This is a genomic window from Sphingobium wenxiniae (assembly GCF_007830065.1).
GTDB classification, from domain to species: domain Bacteria; phylum Pseudomonadota; class Alphaproteobacteria; order Sphingomonadales; family Sphingomonadaceae; genus Sphingobium; species Sphingobium wenxiniae.
Genome location: NZ_VLKK01000001.1, coordinates 91,724 through 110,365, shown reverse-complemented (window position 1 = coordinate 110,365; position 18,642 = coordinate 91,724). Strand labels below are relative to the sequence as shown.

The window sequence follows — 18,642 nt, the reverse complement described above, 5'->3', positions numbered from 1 at the left end:
CCGGTTGACGATAGCAGTCGCGGCAATCGCGGCGTCGGCGCCCGCCACGGCGCAGGACAATGCGGCCATCCCGCTCGACTATGCGGCGGCGCAACAGCGCCTGCTGGAGCGATCCGATGCTATCGCCGCATCCAGCGCCAATGTCCGCGGCAAGGAGGCCCAGGTCGGCGCGACCCGCTCTCTTGGCCGGCCCGAAGTCGAATTCGAGGCGCAGCTTCTCGATTACCAGAAGACCCTCTACCTGCCGCTGGGATCGCTGGCCCCGGTCGCGCAAGCCTATGGCATAGGCGATCCTCTGCGATTCCAGCGCCAGGAAACGGCCGTCCGCCCGATCGTGACGGCAACGCTGCCGCTCTATGCCGGGGGACAGATCGCGGGAACCAAGGCAGGCGCCCGGGCGCAGCTCGATCAGGCCCGGGCGGAACAGGAAGGCGCGATCAGCAAGCAACTGCTTCAACTGGTGCAGGCCTATTATGGCCAGCAGCTTGCCGAAAGGGCGCTTGACGTGCGGCGCGACGTGCTTGCCGGGCTGGATCGCCATGTCGCTGATGCGATCAAGCTGGAGCATGAACAGTTCATCAGCCGCGCACAGCGCCTTCAGGCACAGGTCGCGCGTGACGACGCTGCCCGCGATTTCGAGAAAGCGATCGCCGAGCTCGAAACCGCCAATGCCGCCCTTGCGGGCCTGCTGCGCGCGCCGCAGGGCGTGCGTCCCACCACGCCGCTCTTCGTCATTTCGCAGCGCCTCGAACCGCTGGAAACATACAAGGCCGAAGCGCTCGACGCGCATCCCGAACTGGGCCGCCTGCGCGCCCTGGAGGCTCAGGCCGAGGCGGGCGTGACGATCGAGAAATCGAAGCAGCGGCCGACCATCTACGGCTTTGGCCAGTATAATTTCGATCGGCGCGATTCCCTGCTCACCGATCCGGACTGGAGCTTCGGCATCGGGCTTCGCTACAAGCTGGCATCGGGTCTGGGACGCACCCAGGCGGTCGAGGCGGCACGCCAGACGGCCTTGCAAGCCAATTCCGGTTTGCAGGAAGCGCGCGCGCAGATCGAGATCGGCGTCACCAAGGCATGGAACGAGGCCGAAGCCGCACGCCGACGCTTCCTGCTGCTTGACAGTTCGATCGAGTCAGCGGGCGAGAATCTGCGGCTCCAGCGATTGTCCTACCGCGAACAGCAGGCGACTTCGCTCGACGTGATCGACGCGGAGCTTGGGTTTGCGCGCGCCCGCATCCAGCGTGCCCAGGCGGCGCACGACTATGTCATCGCGCTCGCGCAGCTTCTCGACCTGAGCGGGCAAGCCGAGCGCCTGCCCGATTATCTGGCCCGAGCCGACAAGGAGGTCCCGTGACCGAAACGAGCGTGGAAACGGCGGTGACCGGCGAACCGGCCCAGACGGACGGCAAGCGCCGGCGGTTGGCGATCATGGTGGCGGCCGGGATCGCGCTGCTGCTGGCGATCGGGCTGTGGCTGGCCTACCGCCCGGCGCCCGACCAGATCCAGGGGATGGTGGATGCGAATGAAGTGCGCATCACCAGCAAGGTTACGGGGCGCATCGCCGCTTTCCACGTCGAGGAGGGACAGGCCGTGCGCGCCGGTCAGCTCCTCTATACCCTGACCAGCCCCGAGGTTGCCGCGAAGTCGCAGCAGGCCGGTGGTGCGCTCGCCTCGGCGGAGGCGCTGGCGGACAAGGCGGACCATGGCGCGCGGCCCGAGGACATTCGCGCCGCAGAGGCGCAGTGGCGGCGGGCCGAAGCCGCCGCCGTCCTGGCAAGGACCACCTACCAGCGCACCGAGCGCCTCTATGAGCAGGGCGTGATCGCGGGACAGAAACGCGATGAGGCGCGCACCAATGCGGTCGCGTCCGAGGAAGCGGCCAAGGCGGCGCGCGCGCAATATGACCAGGCGCTGGCCGGTGCGCGGGGCGAGGACAAGGCGGCGGCGACCGGGCAGGTCCAGCAGGCGAAGGGCGCGGTCGCGGAAGTCCAGGCCGCGGCCGAGGAAACCCGCGTGACCGCGCCCATGGCTGGCGAGATCGGCCGGCGGCTGGCGCAGCCCGGCGAACTGGTGCCGCAGGGCTTTCCCGTCTTCATGCTCACCGATGTCGCGCATCCATGGGTCACGCTCAATGTGCGTGAGAATCAACTGCGTGGGCTGGCACGCGGTGCGGAGATCGGCGGGACGGTCCCGGCCCTGGACGGCCAGCGCGCGCGCTTTCGCGTCACCTATCTCGCCCCGGCGGGTGACTTCGCGACATGGCGGGCCACCCGCCAGTCGAGCGGGTTCGATATCAAGAGCTTCGAGGTCCGCGTGACGCCCATCGTCCCCTTGCGCGGCCTGCGGCCGGGCATGACCGTCCTGTTCGACTGGCCGCAATGATGCCCGGCCCGGGCGGTACGGCGGGAACGGCCTTCCGCGCGGGATGGTGCAGGGAAATCCGCTTTCTCCGGTCGAACTTCTGGGACTTTGCCCTCATCAGCTGGATACCGCTGGCGCTGATGACGCTGGTGGCGGTCCAGATCTCGGCGGGCGTGATGCGCGATCTGCCTATCGCGGTCGTCGACGAGGATGGCGGCGGCGTCGCCCGGGAGCTTGTCCGCCGGCTCGAGGCATCGCCGGGCCTGCATGTCGCGGTCCGGGCGGCGGACATGCGCACGGCGGAAACGGCCGTGCGCTCGAAGGCCGCCTATGCCGTTGTGCTGATCCCTCGCGATACCGAACGCACCGTCCTGCGGGGCCAGACCGCCAGCATCACCGTCTTCTACAATGCGAGCTATTCGACGGCGTCGGGTGCGGCGCTGCGCGAGATCGGCACCGTGGTGCAGGACTATGCGGGCCGGATCGCCAAGGACCGCACAGCCGCGATCCTACCGGGCAAGGTGCGTGCGCCGCCCATCGCCGCGCGGACCACGATCCTGTTCAATCCGCAAGGCAGCTATGAGCTGCAACTGGTGGCGCTGATCCATCCCGCGCTCCTCCATCTCATCTTCATGGTCGCGGTGGCGAGCGCACTCGGCCGTGAACTGCGCGATGGAACCATCGGGCCATGGCTTGCTGGCGCATCCCGGTTCGCGGCCGTGGCGGCCATCGCTGGCAAGGTCAGCGTCTATGTCGTCATCTTCATGGGCTGGGCCTTGCTGGCGACCAGCTATCTCGCCGGACTTCGCGGATGGCCGGTGCTCGGAAGCCCGGTCATGCTGCTTGCGGGCTATGCGGCCATGTATCTCGCCTATGTCGGCGTTACCCTGCTGGTGACCGGCCTCACCCTCTCGATGGGCAAGTCGCTGTCCATCGCGGGGCTTTATGCGGGGGCGTCGTTCGCCTTCGCCGGAGCCATCTTCCCGATCGAGTCCGCCTCGCTCTTCGCACAGGTCTGGAGCGCGATTCTGCCCTATACCGCCTTCGCCAAGCTGCTTGCCGAACAATGGATGATGGGATCGCCAGCCATGGTCTCGCTTCCCCATATCCTGGTCCTGTTGATCTTCCTGTTCGTCGGCTCGGGGATCGGACTGCCGCGCTACATCGCGGCGGCCACGACGCCCGGAGTCTGGGGGCGGCAATGATCGGGCGGGCATTCCTTGCAACCTTCCGGTTGATCCTGACCGACAGCACCGCGCTGATGCTGCTCATCGGATCGGCGATCCTCTATTCCTTCTTCTATCCCAGCGCCTATTCGGGCGAGGTGCCGACCCGCATTGCGATCGCCGTCGTCGACATGGACCATAGCGGCGCAAGCCGGTCGCTGGTGCACAAGCTCTCAGCGCTTCAGCAGGCCGAAGTCGTCGCGCGCACGGTCTCGCAGGACGCCGCGCTGGCTTGGATCGCGGATCGCCGCGCCAGCGCTGTAGTGGTCATCCCCGAAGGGTTCGAGCGGCACATCCTGCGGGGCGAGCAGGGGACAGTCGCGCTCTACGGGAACGGGGCCTATCTGCTGCGCAGCAGCACCGCGCTCGCTGGTGTCGGCGCGGCCCTGGGCGCTGTCGGCCGAGACTCGGCGACCAGCCAGGCCATGGCCCTGGGCGCGCCCGCACCGCCGCCGCTCGCCTTGATCCAGCGGCCGCTGTTCAATACGCGCGAAGGCTATGGCAGCACGGTGTTCCCGGGTGTCACCTTCCTCATCATCCATCAGACGCTGCTCATGGGGCTGGCCCTGCTCGCGGCGACCATGCGCGAGAGGCAGGGCGCGCTGGCCTTCAGTCCCGGCGGCTTGCTCGGCATCGGTCTTGCTTTCTTCGTCGTGGGCTGCGCGAACGTCGCCTATTATACCGGGTTCGTCTTCTGGTTCCAGGATATGCCGCGTGCGAGCGGCAGCATCGGCGCGCTGATGCTTGCCGCTGCACTGTTCGTCGCGGCCACGGTCGCGGCGGCGCTTGCCCTTGCGAGCGTTTTCGACCTGCGCGAGAGGCCGATCCAGCTCTGGATCATCACGTCGGTGCCGATCTACTTCCTCTCCGGCCTGTCCTGGCCGGTGGAAGCGACGCCCGGCTGGCTGGCAATGCTCGCCCGGCTGCTGCCCACGACACCGGGCATCCATCTCATGGTCGGGATCAACCAGATGGGCGCGAGCCTGGCCGAACAGAAGGGCGAGCTGTTCAATCTTTGCGGGCTGCTGCTGCTCTATGGAACGATCGCGTTCGTGCGTTACAGCGCGCCCGCCGCGCCTAGGAGAGCAGGATAGCGCCAGCGACCATCGCCGCTCCGACAAGCAGAGCGCCGGTGATCCAGCGGCTGGCCGATCGTAATGCCGCAATTTGCTCCTGCCGCATGGCATTGTTCGCAGGATCATCTTCGAGGCGACGGATCGCGACCCGCAACAAGCGCGGCGCATCATCGCGGAGCTTGCCGGCTTCCCATGCCAGCGCTCGCAGAATCGGCGCCCAATGGTCGGGAGAAAGGCGAGAGGCAGCGATCCGGATCGAGGCGCGCTGCATGGCCCGCGACAGATCGAAATCTGGCTCGATGCCGGAGAGGACGCCGTCGACCGTGACGAGGGCCTTGAAGATTAGTAGCAGGTCCGGCGGCATCGTCATGCCTTCGTCGCGCATCAGCGACAGGAAGTCGGCGACCATCGCGCTCAGCACGAGGCGTCCGCCACCATACCGCGCGGTCAGCCGCTCGGCGGCGCTTTGGATACGATCGCCCGGAACGCCGCTGCCTCGCGACCAGACGGCGAGGACATCGGCGAGACGCGCCGGATCGCCATTCGAGAGCGCCTGGACGAAGTCGATGAACTCCTCGCGCCGGCGGGGCGACACATGGCCGAGCATACCAAGGTCGAGCAAGGCGATCCGGTTGCCGGGCAGACACAGGAGGTTGCCCGGATGCGGATCGCCATGGAAACGGCCATTGATGAGTACCATGTCCAGCACGACATCGGCGCCCAGGTCGGCGATCGCGGTGGGATCGATGCCGGCGGCGCGGAGCGTTTGCGCGTCGCGCGGCGGCACGCCGTTGACATAATCCATGACCAGAAGGGTTTCGGAGGTCCAGGCCCAATGAATTTCCGGCACGACGACGCGCGGCTCGCGTGCGAAATCAGCGCGAAGCCGTTCGGCATTGCGCCCTTCGCTAGTGAAATCGAGTTCCTCCAGAATCGCCTCGGCAAGCTGCCGCATCATCGCGGCCGGCTCGAAACGCCGCGTCTCCGCGCTGGCGCGCTCGGCAAGTGCCGCGAGCTGCGCGATCAGACGGAGGTCGGCTTCCATCCGCGGACGAATGCCGGGACGTCTGATCTTGAGGACGACCGGCCGGCCATCGGCAAGGGTCGCGCGATGAACCTGCGCCATCGACGCCGCCGCGATAGGCTCCGGATCGAAACTGGCGAATGCGGATTCGGGCGGTTGGCCGAGCGCCTCCTCGACAGCAGGCCGCAAATCCTCGAAGGGCAGGGTAGGCGCCTGGCTGTGCAGCCGTTCGAACTCCGCAATCCATTCAGGCGGCAGCAGGTCGCCGCGTGTCGCGAGGATCTGGCCGAGTTTGACGAAGGTCGGACCGAGCGCCTCGAGCGCGAGCCTCGTCCGATGTGGCAGCCTCTGCGGCGCGCTGCCGACTCCTCCTGCGGCATCGCTGCTTTCGATACCTAGTTTCGCCAGCAGAACGCCCAGGCCGAAGCGTGAAGCGACCTGGATGATCTCATTGAGCCGATTTCGGTCCCGGGCGGCGACGAGGAGAGTCTTGAGCATGGTCGCCACCATAAGGGCGGCTGCCATGTTCAACCATCGAAGATATTCCCAGTCCGCTTCGCGGCGTCAAAGTTTTCGAGCGACGTCAACTCACGCAAGCCCTATCGGCGACGGCAACGGGGACCGGAACACTCTTGCCCGATCCCCCAGAACCCACGCTATTGTGCGAGGCTCGACCGCAGCATCCAAGCATTCTCCTCATGCACGCCGATGCGCGCGACCAGCATGTCATGGCTGAACAGATCGCCCGCTTCGTCCGCCAGTTCCGCGAACTCGCTCATCCGTCGCGCTACCGTCTCATTGTCGCGGGCGAGTTCGGCGATCATCTCGGGCGTGGGTTTGTGCGGAGCCTCGTTCTCGATCACCGTCAGCGCGCGGAAGGTCTCGTTGCCGGTGGGGGCGAGCTTGCCCAGCGCCCGAATCCGTTCGGCGATCGCATCGGCCGCCTGGTGCAGCTCATTATATTGCGCGTCGGTCAATTTGTGCAGGCCAAAGAAGCTAGGCCCTTGGACGTTCCAGTGCACGCCGAGCGTCTTGGCATAGAGCGTGTAGCTGTCAGCCACGGCCTTGGTCAGCGCTTCGGCGACCTTCTCTCGGACCCCGCTGTCGACGCTGGTGTTGAGCGTGCTGCCGTCGCCCTCGAGCTTTGGCGCAGCAGATCTGCGTGCCGATGCCTTGACCGACTTCGCTGCGGCTGGTGCTTTCGATACCGGCGGCTTCCTGGATGCTTGAGGTGCCTTGGCCATCACATTCTCCTTGATCGGATGAAGCTACTTCTGTGTAGCGGACAACACTCGATCAACCAAGTGGATGCGAGACTGCGTAGCATGACTGGCTGGCGCAGATATTTAGGCCGACATTGTAGGTGTCGATGAAGTGGAGGTGGCGGTCAGTTGGGCATGGCTGTCTTAAAGAGAGCGTTTTGACCGTTGCCTCCTTGATCGTGCGGTTTCATGCGCTCGACCGTTAGTTCGGGAGTGTTCCACCTTGGTCAGGCGATGCTCGATGCCATCGCCAGCTTGCGCGCTATCGTCGCGTGGGTTGAACAGGCACCCGGCGCGGCCTGCCGTCTTGAACGAATGGATTGCCGCTGAACGGCAATGGCGTTCCCGCAATTGGTGGAGTCGAGTGTCGCCGCTGCCGTTTGACGGTTATGCCAACATTGTCAATTTTTCGGCCTCATAATCTATTGAAATAAAACGATTTTTTAAATGGTCGGGGAGACAGGATTCGAACCTGCGACCCTCTGCTCCCAAAGCAGATGCGCTACCAGACTGCGCCACTCCCCGATATTTACCGCCTTAGCTCCCAAGGCTGCATTCCGTCAATTGCGCTCTCTTGACCAACTGTATCGCTCGACGGACTGCCTCCGTTGTTCAGATGCTCCCGCATAAATCCAGAATGCATCCTTCCACGCCTGCGCGCGTAATGCACCATCAAATCCCGTGACCAATATTAATCCGGAATCAAAAAGGGCGGCCCGCAAAAACGGCCCGCCCTTCCTGTTTTCGCTCTGGCGAAAATTACATCGCGTTCGCGGTGTTGTTCGCGGCGTTCGCAGCGTTGTCGGCGGCATTCGCAGCGTTGTCGGCAGCGTTCACCGCATTCTCAACAACGTTTTCGACAACAGCATTCGAAGCGTTCGCGGTCTCGTTGGCCGGCCTCTCACCGCAAGCGGCGAGGGCCATCAGGCCGGCCGAAGCGAAAACAACAGCGATCTTCTTCATTGTGTACGGCTCCCATAGCAATATGCCGCGTCAGGCGCGTCACAAATGTGGCCCTACGCGAGCGACCCGCATTAACGTGTGCGTTGCACAAATCAATGCTTTTCTGTGTCGGTGAAGCGCCAGAATCACGCGACGGAGCGTTCTCTACTATAAAAGTTCACAAAAACTTCATTATTTGTGAAGCCTTACCCGCCGGGAAAAGGTCCGCTGGCGAAACGAACGGAAGTTCAAGGGAGCGCAAGGCTGGCGGAGCGATATAGCGCAAGGCAACGGCATTTTTGCACGATCGGAAGGGCGCGGATTTGCCAAGGGGCGTTGCGTTCGCTAACCGCGTGCAGAATTCCTGCAAAGACATCGAAAGAGATTGACCCGATGGCCGTCCAGTACAGCTTCGTCATGAAGGGCCTTACCAAAACCTTCCCCGGCGCGAACAAACCGGTGTTCAACAACATCCACCTGCAATTCCTCCCCGGCACGAAGATCGCGATCATCGGCGTGAACGGCGCGGGCAAATCCACCTTGATGAAGGTGATGGCCGGCATGGATACCGATTTCCAGGGGGAAGCGTGGGCGGCCGAAGGGATCAACGTCGGCTATCTGGCGCAGGAGCCGCAGCTCGACAACAGCAAGAGCGTCATCGAGAACGTCAAGGACGGCGTCCGGGGTGTGGCCGACATGATCGACCGATTCAATGAAATCAGCATGATCATGGGCGATCCTCCCGAGGATGCCGATTTCGATGCGCTCATGACAGAGATGGGCGAGCTTCAGGAAAAGATCGATGCGGTCGACGGCTGGACGCTCGACAATCAGCTCGAAATCGCCATGGAGGCGCTTCGTTGCCCCCCCGGCGACTGGTCGGTCGAAAATCTATCGGGCGGTGAAAAGCGCCGCATCGCGTTGTGCCGCCTGCTGCTGGAAAAGCCCGATATCCTGCTGCTCGACGAGCCTACCAACCATCTGGATGCGGAAAGCGTGCAGTGGCTGGAGCAGCACCTCATCAACTATACCGGCAACGTCATCCTCGTCACCCACGACCGCTACTTCCTCGACAATGTCGTGGGCTGGGTGCTGGAATTGGACCGCGGCCGGGGCATTCCGTTCGAGGGCAATTATTCCAACTGGCTGGAGGCTAAGGCCAAGCGGATGGAGCAGGAGGACCGCGAGGAAGCCGGGCGTCAAAAGGCGATCAAGGAGGAGCTGGAATGGATTCGCCAGTCGCCCAAGGCGCGTCAGACCAAATCGAAAGCGCGTATCCGCGCATTCGACGAACTGGTGGAAAAACAGAATGAACGGGCGCCCGGCAAGGCGCAGATCGTCATCCAGACGCCCGAACGTCTGGGCGGCAAGGTGATCGAGGCGAAGGGGCTGACCAAATCTTATGGCGACAAGCTGTTGTTCGATGATCTGAACTTCATACTGCCGCCCGGCGGCATCGTGGGCGTCATCGGGCCGAACGGCGCGGGCAAGTCCACGCTGTTCCGGCTGATCACGGGCCAGGAACAACCTGATTCGGGCTCCATCGACGTCGGGCCGACCGTGAAACTGGGCTATGTCGACCAGAGCCGCGATGCGCTGAACCCCAATCATAATGTGTGGGAAGAAATTTCCGGCGGCCATGATCTCATGACCATCGGCAAGCATGAAATCCAGACTCGGGCCTATGTCGGCGCTTTCAACTTCAAGGGATCGGACCAGCAGAAGAAGGTCGGCCAGCTTTCCGGTGGTGAGCGCAATCGCGTCCACATGGCCAAGATGTTGAAGGAGGGCGGCAATGTTCTGCTGCTCGACGAACCGACCAACGATCTTGACGTCGAAACGCTGCGCGCGCTGGAGGATGCTCTAGAGAATTTCGCGGGATGCGCCGTGGTCATCAGCCACGACCGCTTCTTCCTCGATCGGCTGGCGACTCATATCCTTGCCTTTGAAGGCGACAGTCATGTCGAATGGTTCGAGGGCAATTTCGAGATGTATGAGGAGGATAAGCGCCGCCGCCTGGGGGATGCGGCCGACCGCCCGACCCGCCTGGCTTACAAGAAATTGACGCGTTGAGGGGGATCGCGGCGGCCTTTGCGTCGCCGCATTGAGAGTGCTTTAGGACATCCACGCCTGAAAACTTCCGGGCCAGCCTTGCGGCTGGTCCTTTCTTTTTAGGGCCAGCGTTTTTCCGTAGTCGCTATTCCGTTGGACGCTTCTCGAAATTCGAAAAGCCTTGTCCTTCGCTGTCCTCCGCCATGATTTGATCCACCTTTGCCGCAGGCGGTCCCTGACGCGCCAGGCGGAGCATGTCGCTCACTGCGTCCGGCGATCCTTCGATGAAGGTTTCGACCGTGCCATCCATCCGGTTGCGGACCCAACCGGTTATTCCCAGACGCCGCGCCGTCGTCACCATCCAGTTGCGATAGAACACGCCCTGGACATGGCCATGAATGACGAGATGGCGCGCGACACTGTTCATCGAATCCGCTTGATCCAGCTTTGGCCGTCGCGTGTTTCGACTTTGAAATTGCCCACCGATTTCACCAAGTCCGTGAGGCGCTTGAAGCCATAGTTGCGGACATCGAAGCTGGACCGGTTTCCTGCAAGCTGTCCCACTTCGCTCAACCGCGCAAATCCCTGTTCATCGCGTTTGACCGCGCCATAGGCGTCTATAAGCAGTTTCAGGACATCTTCCGAAACATGAGAATGGTCGTCCCCTTGGCTCCCAGCCATAGGCGCGCCTTCTTCCGGGAAAGGATTCGGCGGTATTTCCGCATCCTGGCTGCTGCCCAGCGCCTCGACGTCGATGAAGCGTGTGCAGGCGCTCCGGAAAGCCTGCGCCGTTTTTTCAGAGCCAAAGCCGTAGACGGGAATCCCTTCCTGCCGGATGCGCGTGACCAGCGGCGTGAAATCGCTGTCGCTGGACATCAGGCCAAAGCCGGTGACACGGCCGCTCGCCATCAGGTCCATGGCGTCGATGGTCATCTTCATGTCCGTGGCGTTCTTGCCCTTGGTCAAATCGAATTGCTGCTGGGTTTCGATCGCCTGGGCGACGGCATGGGATGCCCATCCTTTGAGCGCCGGCTTGCTCCAATTGCCATAGGCCCGGCGGATGTTGACCGTTCCAAGCTCGGCAAGGACGGTCAGCACCGGGTCGAAATAAGCGGCCGACGCATTGTCCGCATCGATCAGCAGCGCCACATTGCCCGTGCGGACGTCAGACGACATCAACGCGCCTCCAGCGGGGCAGGGCGGAATTCCCCCGTATTTTCGTCGAGAAGGTGCAGTTGGCCGTCGGCAATCGCGAAAAACGATCCGATCAGCTTCAATTCACCGGACCGTTCCTTCGCGCGGACACATGGGAACGTACGAAGATTCGCAAGGCTGACCTTCACGCCTTCCTGCTCCATCGCGCGATGGGCGTCGTGCCCCCGGTCGTCGCCGAAACGCGCAATGACATTGTCCCGCGCTTCATCCAGCATGTCGATCCAGTTGGCGATGAAGCCGCCTTCGCCGGGCGGCGCATCCTTCAATTCCTGGCTGAGCGCTGCCTTGCAGCCGCCGCATTTGCCATGACCCATCACGACGATTTCGCTGACTTTCAACACCTGCACTGCAAATTCCAGCGCGGCGGAAACGCCGTGATGGCCGGGATTGGTTTCGAAAGGAGGAACGAGAGCCGCGACATTGCGGACCACGAAGATTTGACCAGGACTGGTATCGAAAATCTGGGCCGGATCGACTCGGCTGTCCGAACAGGCAATGACCATCACGCTGGGGCTTTGCCCCTCGGCCAGTTCATCCCATCGTTCGCGCTGCTGTGTCCAACCGGTGTTGCGGAAGCGGCGATAGCCGTCGAGCATGTCGGCAAAGTCAGTCATGATTTGGTCTGTGCCGGACAAGTTGAGGGCTGGCAAGTCCGCGCTTGCATCGCTATCTGGAGCGCATGAACGACATGGCTCCCAATCCCTTGCCTGCCCCGTCCGGGCGTGTCCGCAAGCCTGACTGGATTCGCGTGAAGGCGCCGACCAGCCCCGGTTATCAGGAAACCCGCAAGCTGATGCGCGACAAGGGGCTGGCCACCGTTTGCGAAGAGGCCGCCTGCCCCAATATCGGGGAATGCTGGACCAAGAAGCACGCAACCGTCATGATTCTGGGCGATGTGTGCACGCGGGCCTGCGCATTCTGCAACGTGAAGACCGGTATGCCACGCAAGGTCGATCCCAATGAGCCGCAAAATCTAGCCGATGCCTGCGCCGAAATGGGATTGGAGCATATCGTCATCACCTCGGTCGATCGCGATGACTTGCCCGATGGCGGAGCCTCACAATTCGTGAAGGTGATCGAGGCGCTGCGCCGCACGACTCCGGACACGACGATCGAAATCCTGACGCCCGATTTCCGTAACAAGCATGAGCGCGCCGTCGAGATGATCGTCGCGGCCCGACCCGACGTCTATAATCACAATCTGGAAACCGTGCCGCGACTCTATCCGACGATCCGGCCCGGCGCGCGCTATTATGCCTCGCTGCGATTACTGGAATCGGTGAAAAGGCTCGATCCATCCATCTTTACCAAGTCCGGGATCATGCTGGGCCTGGGCGAGGAACGGTTGGAGGTTCATCAGGTGATGGACGACATGCGGTCGGCGGATATCGATTTTCTGACGATGGGACAATATCTCCAGCCGACCCCCAAGCACGCGAAAGTGATGGAGTTCGTGACGCCGGCGGCGTTCAACGCCTATGCCGCGATCGCAAGGGCGAAAGGCTTTTTGCAGGTTGCCTCCAGCCCGCTTACCCGGTCGAGCTATCACGCCGACAAGGATTTCGCGGAAATGAGGGCCGCACGGCAGGCGCAACTGGTGAAGGCGGGCAAGTAAGCCAATGCCCAGGCACAATGAAACGCGGGCGCTTCCCTATACGCGTGAACAGATGTTCGACCTGGTAGCGAACGTGGCGGCCTATCCCGAATTTCTTCCCTGGGTGAGCGCCATACGCGTCCGATCGGACAGCGCCACGGAGATGGTCGCGGATATGATCGTCGGGTTCAAAGGGATCAAAGAAAGCTTCACGTCCCGCGTAGAGAAGCATCGGCCCGATACCGTGCGGGTCGATTATCTGGACGGCCCCTTGAAGCATCTTCACAACCAGTGGCATTTTCGCGACGACGGCAATAACGGCGTGCTGGTCGATTTCGAGGTGGAGTTTGAATTCAAGAACAGACTGTTCGAAATGCTCGCCGGGCAGATGTTCGACAAGGCGCTGCGCAAGATGATCGGTGCTTTCGAGGCGCGGGCGGCGGCGCTTTACGGTTCGGACGAGTCGGGCAGCAGAAGCTCAAGCGCGCACAGCGCCGCCTGAAGGCGGACGCCGCCGCGGCCATTATCTTCGAAATGATGCATGTCGGCTACGATCTTGTCGGGATTGCCGGCGCGTTCGGCACGCGCGAAGACCACCGTGCCGACCGGTTTTTGTTCCGATCCGCCGCCCGGCCCAGCCACTCCGGTAATGGCGACCGCGACCTGCGCGTGGCTTTTGTTCAACGCGCCCTGCGCCATCGCCCATGCCGTTGCGATGGACACAGCTCCAAAGGTATCGAGGACATCGGGAGAAACCTTTAGAAGCTCGGTCTTCATCTCGTTGGAATAAGTGATGAATCCGGCTTCGAAAACATCCGATGATCCCGCGATTTCAGTCAGAGCCGCCGAAACCAGTCCTCCCGTGCAGCTTTCAGCGACGGCAACGGTGCGACCTGCGCGCCGGTTTGCCGCGATGACTCGCTCGGCCAATTCGACCAGTGAGGTGGGGAGGATATGATCGGGCATGGAACTCAGAATAGCGCGGGAAGGGAAAGCGTTGCAACCGCCTGCGCCGCTATGCCTTCGCGCCGGCCGGCAAAGCCGAGCCGTTCGGTGGTTGTGGCTTTCACGCTGACGCGTTCAACGGCGATTCCGGCGATCTCCGCTATCCGATACCGCATGGCTTCCCGATAGGGACCGATTTTCGGCGCTTCGCAAATGAGGGTTAGATCGACATGCTCGATTACGCCGCCACGCGCGGCGGCGCGTTCGCACGCATGGGCGAGGAAGCGGTCGGAGGACGCACCCTTCCATCGGGGATCGGATGGCGGAAAATGGCTGCCGATGTCGCCATCGGCCAAAGCCCCCAATATGGCGTCCACAATGGCATGGAGGGCGACATCCGCGTCGCTGTGCCCAGCGAGGCCGAACGCATGAGGGATGGCTACGCCGCCCAGCCATAACTCTTCTCCGACCATCAGGCGATGCACGTCATAGCCCATGCCCACGCACATCCTGCGTCCGCTTGCGAACAGCGTCTCGGCTTTCTGGAAGTCGTCCGGATAGGTCAATTTAAAGAGCCTCTCATCGCCCCGGACCAGCTTGACGTCATGACCGCGCACCTGGAGCATTTGCGCATCGTCCGTTGCCTCATGCGGGCTGTCCCACAGTTGATGGGCGGACCATATGGCTTCGAACCGAAAGCCTTGGGGCGTCTGCACGCGGCGGAGGCAGGATCGATCGACGGTCGCCCCCGCAACACCACCATCGTCCGTCACCAGCGTGTCGGCGATGGGAAGTACCGGGACGGCGCCCGCAGCCCCTTTCAAGGCCTCGACCAACCGCGCGACAATTCCGGGAGGAAGGAAGGGGCGCGCCGCGTCATGGATCAGCACTTCTCCTGCGCCGCCGATCTGCGCGATATGCTCCAGCCCCGCGCGGACCGATCCCCTGCGATCGGCGCCGCCAGCTATGAAGGCCGCGACGGGACGGTGGATAAGGAGACGGCGGGCTTCCTCCTCCTGTTCGGGACCGACGACCACGAATATCGCATCGATTTCATCGCACATCGCCAATGCGTCGAACGCATGGGCGAGAACGGCCTTTCCCGCCACGATGCGGAATTGCTTGGGAACGTTGCCCCCCGCGCGGCTGCCTTGCCCCGCAGCGACGAGCAGCGCCACCCTGTCCAGCCTTTCCGTTGTCATCGATCCGCGCATAGTCGAGCAGGAGAAGAACGCCTAGCCCCTTGCTTGCCGTGGACGGCATTTTAGGTTAGGGGCTTTGCCTGTTTTTTAGGCAGTAACCCCATGCGCAGACTTTCTCCTATCGCTGTCGGTCCGGTAACGATCGACATGCCCGTTATCCTCGCCCCGATGACGGGGGTTACGGACATGCCCTTTCGCACGCTGGTCCGCCGCTACGGCTCCGGGTTGAACGTGACGGAGATGATCGCATCGGCCGCGATGATCCGCGAAACGCGTCAATCCTTGCAAAAGGCGGCATGGCATCCTCTGGAAGAACCGGTGTCGATGCAGCTTGCCGGCTGCTCGCCCGTCGAAATGGCCGAAGCCGCGAAGCTGAATGCGGATCGAGGCGCAGCGATCATCGATATCAATATGGGCTGTCCGGTGAAGAAAGTCGTGAACGGCGATGCGGGCAGCGCGCTGATGCGCGATCTGCCGCTGGCCGCCGCCCTGATCGAAGCCACGGTGAAGGCCGTCGATGTACCTGTGACAGTCAAGATGCGGATGGGCTGGGATCATGCCAGCCTCAACGCACCGGAACTGGCCCGCATTGCCGAGGATCTGGGCGCGCGCATGATCACCGTTCACGGACGCACCCGCTGCCAGATGTACAAGGGCACGGCGGACTGGAGCTTCGTACACAGGGTGAAGGACGCCGTTTCCTTGCCTGTGATTGTGAACGGCGACATCTGTTCGATCGAGGATGCGGAAACGGCCCTTGAACAAAGCGGCGCCGATGGCGTCATGATCGGGCGAGGAGCGTATGGCCGTCCTTGGCTGATCGGGCAGGTCATGCACTTCTTCACCACTGGACAACGGCGTAGCGACCCCTCGATCTCAGAACAGTATCGGGTTATTACCGAGCATTATGCCGCGATGTTGAACCATTATGAAAAGACTACGGGCGTCAATATGGCCCGAAAGCATATCGGCTGGTATACCAAGGGCCTGCCCGGATCGGCGGAATTCCGCAACGCGGTGAATCAGGAGCCGGACGGCGAGAGGGTATTGGACATGCTTGCCCGCTTTTACGAACCGTTGATGGCCGCCCAGGGGGCTGATGAGGCGCGCAAGGCCGCGTGACCATGGTCATTGCGTCCAGCCCGCCGCAATGGATGCAGCAGGACGGTCCCGCCCTTTCCGAATTGATGACGGCTCTTCCAGTCGCCACCCTGGTCGTGCGTCCGGACAATAGCATCGCCGAGGCCAATATGCGGGCGGAAATCCTGCTTAATATGGGAAGGGCGGCCATCGTCGGCAGCGATATATCGCGCACCGTTCGAATGGGGACGGGGGCGCCCTTCGACATATGGCATGGCAACAAGCCCATCGCGGCCTATGATGTGAAGATTCATGCCGGCCGAACGGCGGAAATGGAGGTCGATCTGCTGATCGCCCCCATCGTCGATCATGAAGGCTGGAGGATCGTTTCCATCCATAGCCAGAGCCAGGCCCGAAAGATCGGCCATTATGCGACATCGGGCGGAGCACGGTCCGCCATGGGCGCGGCCGCCATTCTTGCTCATGAAATCAAGAATCCGCTTTCGGGCATCCGCGGGGCGGCGCAGCTGATCGAATCCGGGAATGAGGGCCGGGATTCGGCGCTCACGCAATTGATCTGCAATGAAGTGGATCGCATCGCCGCCCTGATTGATCGGATGCAGGATTTCACCTCCGACCGCCTTCTGGAATGCCGGCGTGGAAATATCTACCCGCTTCTGGATCGCGCCACGCAGATAGCGCGAGCGGGCTTTGCAGAAAAAATAGAGATTATAAAGCAGTACGATCCTTCTCTGCCTTTCGCCCAGATCAATGACGACGTGCTGGTTCAGATAATGCTGAATCTCCTGAAAAATGCGGCAGAAGCGCTGGAGCATGTCGACCGGCCCTGGATCAGGGTGGAAACCGCGTTCCGCCATGGCGTGTCCGTTGTCGTGGAAGGCGGCAAGGGCAGCGCCGCCCTTCCGATCGAAATATTGGTCGTGGACAATGGCCCGGGTGTCCCCGATCATATCCTGGACCATCTTTTCAATCCGTTCGTCACGAGCAAGCGCGACGGACAGGGCCTGGGTCTGGCGCTGGTCGACAAACTGGTCCGCGACATGAACGGCATCGTTCAATATTCGCGCAACCGTGAGGCTGGCGAATCCACCTTCCGTATCTTGTTGCCGATGGGAACGACGTGATGCGCAGGACGGGATCGATATTGGTGGTTGATGACGATCCGGCGATTTGCGTTGTGGTCGGGGAAGCGCTTCGCAGGCAAGGGCACAAGGTGGAGGCCGTGTCCTCCATTCGCCAGCGAAGCGAAATGCTGGAAAGCTTTGCGCCCGATGTGCTGATTACAGATGTCATGTTGCCCGACGGCGATGGTCTGGAAGACGTCGCCGGAATCCTCGGGCGATGGCCGGAACTGCACGTCATTATCCTTTCAGCGCAGAATACGCTGAACACCGCGATCCGGGCTACGGAAAAGGGCGCGTTCGAGTATTTGCCGAAACCCTTCGATCTGAATGAACTGACACGCGCTGTTTCCGATGCGTTGACGATGAAGGAAGGCGCCGACGCCGAAGAGGTCGGATTACCTCATGACGGGTTGCCTCTGGTGGGTCGGTCGCCTGCCATGCAAGAGGTTTACCGTACCATCGCACGCGTGCTTTCCAACGACCTCAGCATCCTTGTCCTGGGTGAATCGGGGACGGGCAAGGAACTAGTCGCAGAGGCCATACACAGCTTGGGCCAGCGGCGGACGAAACCGTTTGTGGCGATCAATATGGCGGCCATCCCCCGCGAACTGATCGAAGCGGAACTGTTTGGTTATGAAAAAGGCGCTTTCACGGGCGCTCATGCCCGCACTGCCGGCAAATTCGAGCAGGCGCAGGGTGGCACGCTGTTTCTCGATGAAATCGGCGACATGCCGATGGAGGCGCAGACGCGGCTGCTGCGAGTGTTGCAATCGGGCGAGGTCACGACGGTCGGCGGATCGAAACCTGTGCGTGTAAATGTTCGGATCGTTGCGGCGACCAACAAGGATCTACCGCAGTTGATCGAAGAAAACCGTTTCCGTCAGGATCTCTATTATCGGTTGAATGTCGTCCCCATTTCCCTGCCGCCTTTGCGTGAGCGGAGGGAGGACGTCATGATCCTGGCCCGCCATTTCCTTGACCAGGCCGCGCAGGAAGGACTGCCTCGCAAATCGCTGTCCGATGAGGCCGCGCAGCTGTTGATGCTTTACCATTGGCCCGGCAATGTCCGGGAGTTGCAGAACCTCATGCAACGGCTGGCGGTGCTGAGCCGGGAGACGGTGATCGCCGCCGACATATTGAGAAATGCGCTGCCGTTGGCGGCGGTTCCCGCCGATTTCACAGCGCCGAGCGAGCAATTGGCCCAGGCGGTGGGGGAATGGGCGAAGCGCCAATTGGGCATCGGAATTTCCGAACCGAACCGCAATCTTCATAACGATCTGCTCGCCGTGGTGGAGCCTGTTCTTTTCCAGGAGACGCTGGCGCGGGTCGACGGCAATCAACTCCGCGCCGCGGGGCTGCTGGGCATCAATCGCAACACGCTGCGCAAGAAGCTGACGGATTATGGCCTGGACCCGTCCCAGTTGCGCCTGAACGACTGACCGGGGGCAGGACGAACTGACGGCAGCGTTCGACCAGCGGCGGCTGAACGACCGAATCCTGTGTTTGATCGGGCAC

At 62.3% G+C, this 18,642-nt stretch carries 18 protein-coding genes and 1 tRNA gene; 10 read left to right on the top strand and 9 right to left on the bottom strand.

Features of this window, described 5'->3' with window-relative positions; translation table 11 throughout:
* Positions 1-4: 4 nt before the first annotated feature.
* The 4 genes from IQ35_RS00520 to IQ35_RS00505 are packed head-to-tail and all read left to right on the top strand — an operon-like array spanning position 5 to position 4,684.
* Positions 5-1,357, top strand: a complete 1,353-nt coding sequence (locus IQ35_RS00520) for a TolC family protein (protein WP_242003255.1) — start codon at positions 5-7, stop codon at positions 1,355-1,357.
* A complete protein-coding gene (locus IQ35_RS00515) occupies positions 1,354-2,385 on the top strand; it encodes an HlyD family secretion protein (RefSeq protein ID WP_021246555.1) in 1,032 nt (343 codons plus the stop codon). Before IQ35_RS00520 ends, IQ35_RS00515 begins: the two co-directional genes overlap by 4 nt.
* Positions 2,382-3,569, top strand: a complete 1,188-nt coding sequence (locus IQ35_RS00510; RefSeq protein WP_242003254.1) for an ABC transporter permease — start codon at positions 2,382-2,384, stop codon at positions 3,567-3,569. The genes IQ35_RS00515 and IQ35_RS00510 overlap by 4 nt, the downstream gene beginning before the upstream one ends.
* Positions 3,566-4,684: an ABC transporter permease gene (locus IQ35_RS00505; protein WP_021246557.1), complete on the top strand. Its 1,119-nt coding sequence runs from the start codon at positions 3,566-3,568 to the stop codon at positions 4,682-4,684. Before IQ35_RS00510 ends, IQ35_RS00505 begins: the two co-directional genes overlap by 4 nt.
* On the opposite strand, the gene IQ35_RS00500 is transcribed toward IQ35_RS00505, so the two are convergent.
* From IQ35_RS00500 to IQ35_RS00485, 4 genes are all read right to left on the bottom strand, one after another.
* Entirely contained in the window at positions 4,668-6,188 is a 1,521-nt protein-coding gene (locus tag IQ35_RS00500; RefSeq protein WP_145071848.1) for an ABC1 kinase family protein, read from the bottom strand. The two genes, IQ35_RS00505 and IQ35_RS00500, sit on opposite strands and share 17 nt — an antisense overlap.
* Before the next feature lie 158 nt (positions 6,189-6,346).
* Positions 6,347-6,934, bottom strand: coding sequence for a Dps family protein (locus IQ35_RS00495; RefSeq protein ID WP_145071562.1), 588 nt, complete (start codon positions 6,932-6,934; stop codon positions 6,347-6,349).
* A gap of 466 nt (positions 6,935-7,400) precedes the next feature.
* Positions 7,401-7,477, bottom strand: a tRNA-Pro gene (locus IQ35_RS00490).
* 234 nt (positions 7,478-7,711) lie between these two features.
* On the bottom strand, positions 7,712-7,915 hold the full coding sequence (locus tag IQ35_RS00485; RefSeq protein ID WP_145071560.1) for a hypothetical protein: 204 nt from the start codon (positions 7,913-7,915) through the stop codon (positions 7,712-7,714).
* A 372-nt stretch (positions 7,916-8,287) separates the two neighbouring features.
* Here IQ35_RS00485 and ettA point away from each other — a divergent pair, with 372 nt between their 5' ends.
* Positions 8,288-9,967, top strand: a complete 1,680-nt coding sequence (gene ettA, locus IQ35_RS00480) for an energy-dependent translational throttle protein EttA (RefSeq protein WP_021246561.1) — start codon at positions 8,288-8,290, stop codon at positions 9,965-9,967.
* 124 nt (positions 9,968-10,091) lie between these two features.
* Here the strand turns inward: ettA and IQ35_RS00475 are convergent, their stop codons facing one another.
* Genes IQ35_RS00475 through IQ35_RS00465 form a run of 3 tightly spaced genes read right to left on the bottom strand, consistent with a single transcriptional unit; the run spans position 10,092 to position 11,775 of the window.
* On the bottom strand, positions 10,092-10,373 hold the full coding sequence (locus IQ35_RS00475) for an acylphosphatase (protein WP_021246565.1): 282 nt from the start codon (positions 10,371-10,373) through the stop codon (positions 10,092-10,094).
* The gene (locus IQ35_RS00470) at positions 10,370-11,122 is read right to left on the bottom strand and encodes an NYN domain-containing protein (protein ID WP_145071558.1); all 753 of its coding nucleotides are present in this window, start codon (positions 11,120-11,122) and stop codon (positions 10,370-10,372) included. Before IQ35_RS00470 ends, IQ35_RS00475 begins: the two co-directional genes overlap by 4 nt.
* Positions 11,122-11,775, bottom strand: coding sequence for a carbonic anhydrase (locus IQ35_RS00465; protein ID WP_021246567.1), 654 nt, complete (start codon positions 11,773-11,775; stop codon positions 11,122-11,124). Before IQ35_RS00465 ends, IQ35_RS00470 begins: the two co-directional genes overlap by 1 nt.
* A gap of 65 nt (positions 11,776-11,840) precedes the next feature.
* Between IQ35_RS00465 and lipA the strand changes: the two genes are divergently transcribed.
* Complete coding sequence (gene lipA, locus IQ35_RS00460; RefSeq protein WP_040603215.1) at positions 11,841-12,776, top strand: lipoyl synthase; 936 nt, start codon at positions 11,841-11,843, stop codon at positions 12,774-12,776.
* A gap of 4 nt (positions 12,777-12,780) precedes the next feature.
* Positions 12,781-13,257 (top strand): type II toxin-antitoxin system RatA family toxin, encoded by a 477-nt coding sequence (locus IQ35_RS00455; RefSeq protein WP_021246569.1) that lies wholly within the window; start codon positions 12,781-12,783, stop codon positions 13,255-13,257.
* On the opposite strand, the gene IQ35_RS00450 is transcribed toward IQ35_RS00455, so the two are convergent.
* Complete coding sequence (locus IQ35_RS00450; RefSeq protein WP_021246570.1) at positions 13,203-13,721, bottom strand: CinA family protein; 519 nt, start codon at positions 13,719-13,721, stop codon at positions 13,203-13,205. The genes IQ35_RS00455 and IQ35_RS00450 overlap by 55 nt on opposite strands.
* 5 nt (positions 13,722-13,726) lie before the next feature.
* Positions 13,727-14,914, bottom strand: coding sequence for a bifunctional 2-C-methyl-D-erythritol 4-phosphate cytidylyltransferase/2-C-methyl-D-erythritol 2,4-cyclodiphosphate synthase (locus IQ35_RS00445; RefSeq protein ID WP_145071556.1), 1,188 nt, complete (start codon positions 14,912-14,914; stop codon positions 13,727-13,729).
* Positions 14,915-15,004: 90 nt separating this feature from the next.
* Here IQ35_RS00445 and dusB point away from each other — a divergent pair, with 90 nt between their 5' ends.
* From dusB to ntrC, 3 genes are read left to right on the top strand one after another with little or no spacing between them, the layout of a single operon-like run.
* The gene (gene dusB / locus IQ35_RS00440) at positions 15,005-16,024 is read left to right on the top strand and encodes a tRNA dihydrouridine synthase DusB (protein ID WP_031292049.1); all 1,020 of its coding nucleotides are present in this window, start codon (positions 15,005-15,007) and stop codon (positions 16,022-16,024) included.
* Between the two features lie 2 nt (positions 16,025-16,026).
* A complete protein-coding gene (locus IQ35_RS00435; protein WP_145071847.1) occupies positions 16,027-17,127 on the top strand; it encodes a two-component system sensor histidine kinase NtrB in 1,101 nt (366 codons plus the stop codon).
* Positions 17,127-18,566, top strand: a complete 1,440-nt coding sequence (gene ntrC, locus IQ35_RS00430; protein WP_021246574.1) for a nitrogen regulation protein NR(I) — start codon at positions 17,127-17,129, stop codon at positions 18,564-18,566. The genes IQ35_RS00435 and ntrC overlap by 1 nt, the downstream gene beginning before the upstream one ends.
* Positions 18,567-18,642 lie beyond the last annotated feature (76 nt).

Bases quoted from the DNA above. Each gene is read 5' to 3' on its own strand.
- IQ35_RS00495 (WP_145071562.1), bottom strand. From the start codon at position 6,934: ATGGCCAAGGCACCTCAAGCATCCAGGAAGCCGCCGGTATCGAAAGCA.
- IQ35_RS00435 (WP_145071847.1), top strand. From the start codon at position 16,027: ATGGTCATTGCGTCCAGCCCGCCGCAATGGATGCAGCAGGACGGTCCC.
- IQ35_RS00475 (WP_021246565.1), bottom strand. From the start codon at position 10,373: ATGAACAGTGTCGCGCGCCATCTCGTCATTCATGGCCATGTCCAGGGC.
- IQ35_RS00465 (WP_021246567.1), bottom strand. From the start codon at position 11,775: ATGACTGACTTTGCCGACATGCTCGACGGCTATCGCCGCTTCCGCAAC.
- ettA (WP_021246561.1), top strand. From the start codon at position 8,288: ATGGCCGTCCAGTACAGCTTCGTCATGAAGGGCCTTACCAAAACCTTC.
- ntrC (WP_021246574.1), top strand. From the start codon at position 17,127: ATGCGCAGGACGGGATCGATATTGGTGGTTGATGACGATCCGGCGATT.
- IQ35_RS00510 (WP_242003254.1), top strand. From the start codon at position 2,382: ATGATGCCCGGCCCGGGCGGTACGGCGGGAACGGCCTTCCGCGCGGGA.
- IQ35_RS00445 (WP_145071556.1), bottom strand. From the start codon at position 14,914: ATGCGCGGATCGATGACAACGGAAAGGCTGGACAGGGTGGCGCTGCTC.
- IQ35_RS00505 (WP_021246557.1), top strand. From the start codon at position 3,566: ATGATCGGGCGGGCATTCCTTGCAACCTTCCGGTTGATCCTGACCGAC.
- IQ35_RS00450 (WP_021246570.1), bottom strand. From the start codon at position 13,721: ATGCCCGATCATATCCTCCCCACCTCACTGGTCGAATTGGCCGAGCGA.
- IQ35_RS00470 (WP_145071558.1), bottom strand. From the start codon at position 11,122: ATGTCGTCTGACGTCCGCACGGGCAATGTGGCGCTGCTGATCGATGCG.
- IQ35_RS00455 (WP_021246569.1), top strand. From the start codon at position 12,781: ATGCCCAGGCACAATGAAACGCGGGCGCTTCCCTATACGCGTGAACAG.
- dusB (WP_031292049.1), top strand. From the start codon at position 15,005: ATGCGCAGACTTTCTCCTATCGCTGTCGGTCCGGTAACGATCGACATG.
- IQ35_RS00485 (WP_145071560.1), bottom strand. From the start codon at position 7,915: ATGAAGAAGATCGCTGTTGTTTTCGCTTCGGCCGGCCTGATGGCCCTC.
- lipA (WP_040603215.1), top strand. From the start codon at position 11,841: ATGAACGACATGGCTCCCAATCCCTTGCCTGCCCCGTCCGGGCGTGTC.
- IQ35_RS00500 (WP_145071848.1), bottom strand. From the start codon at position 6,188: ATGCTCAAGACTCTCCTCGTCGCCGCCCGGGACCGAAATCGGCTCAAT.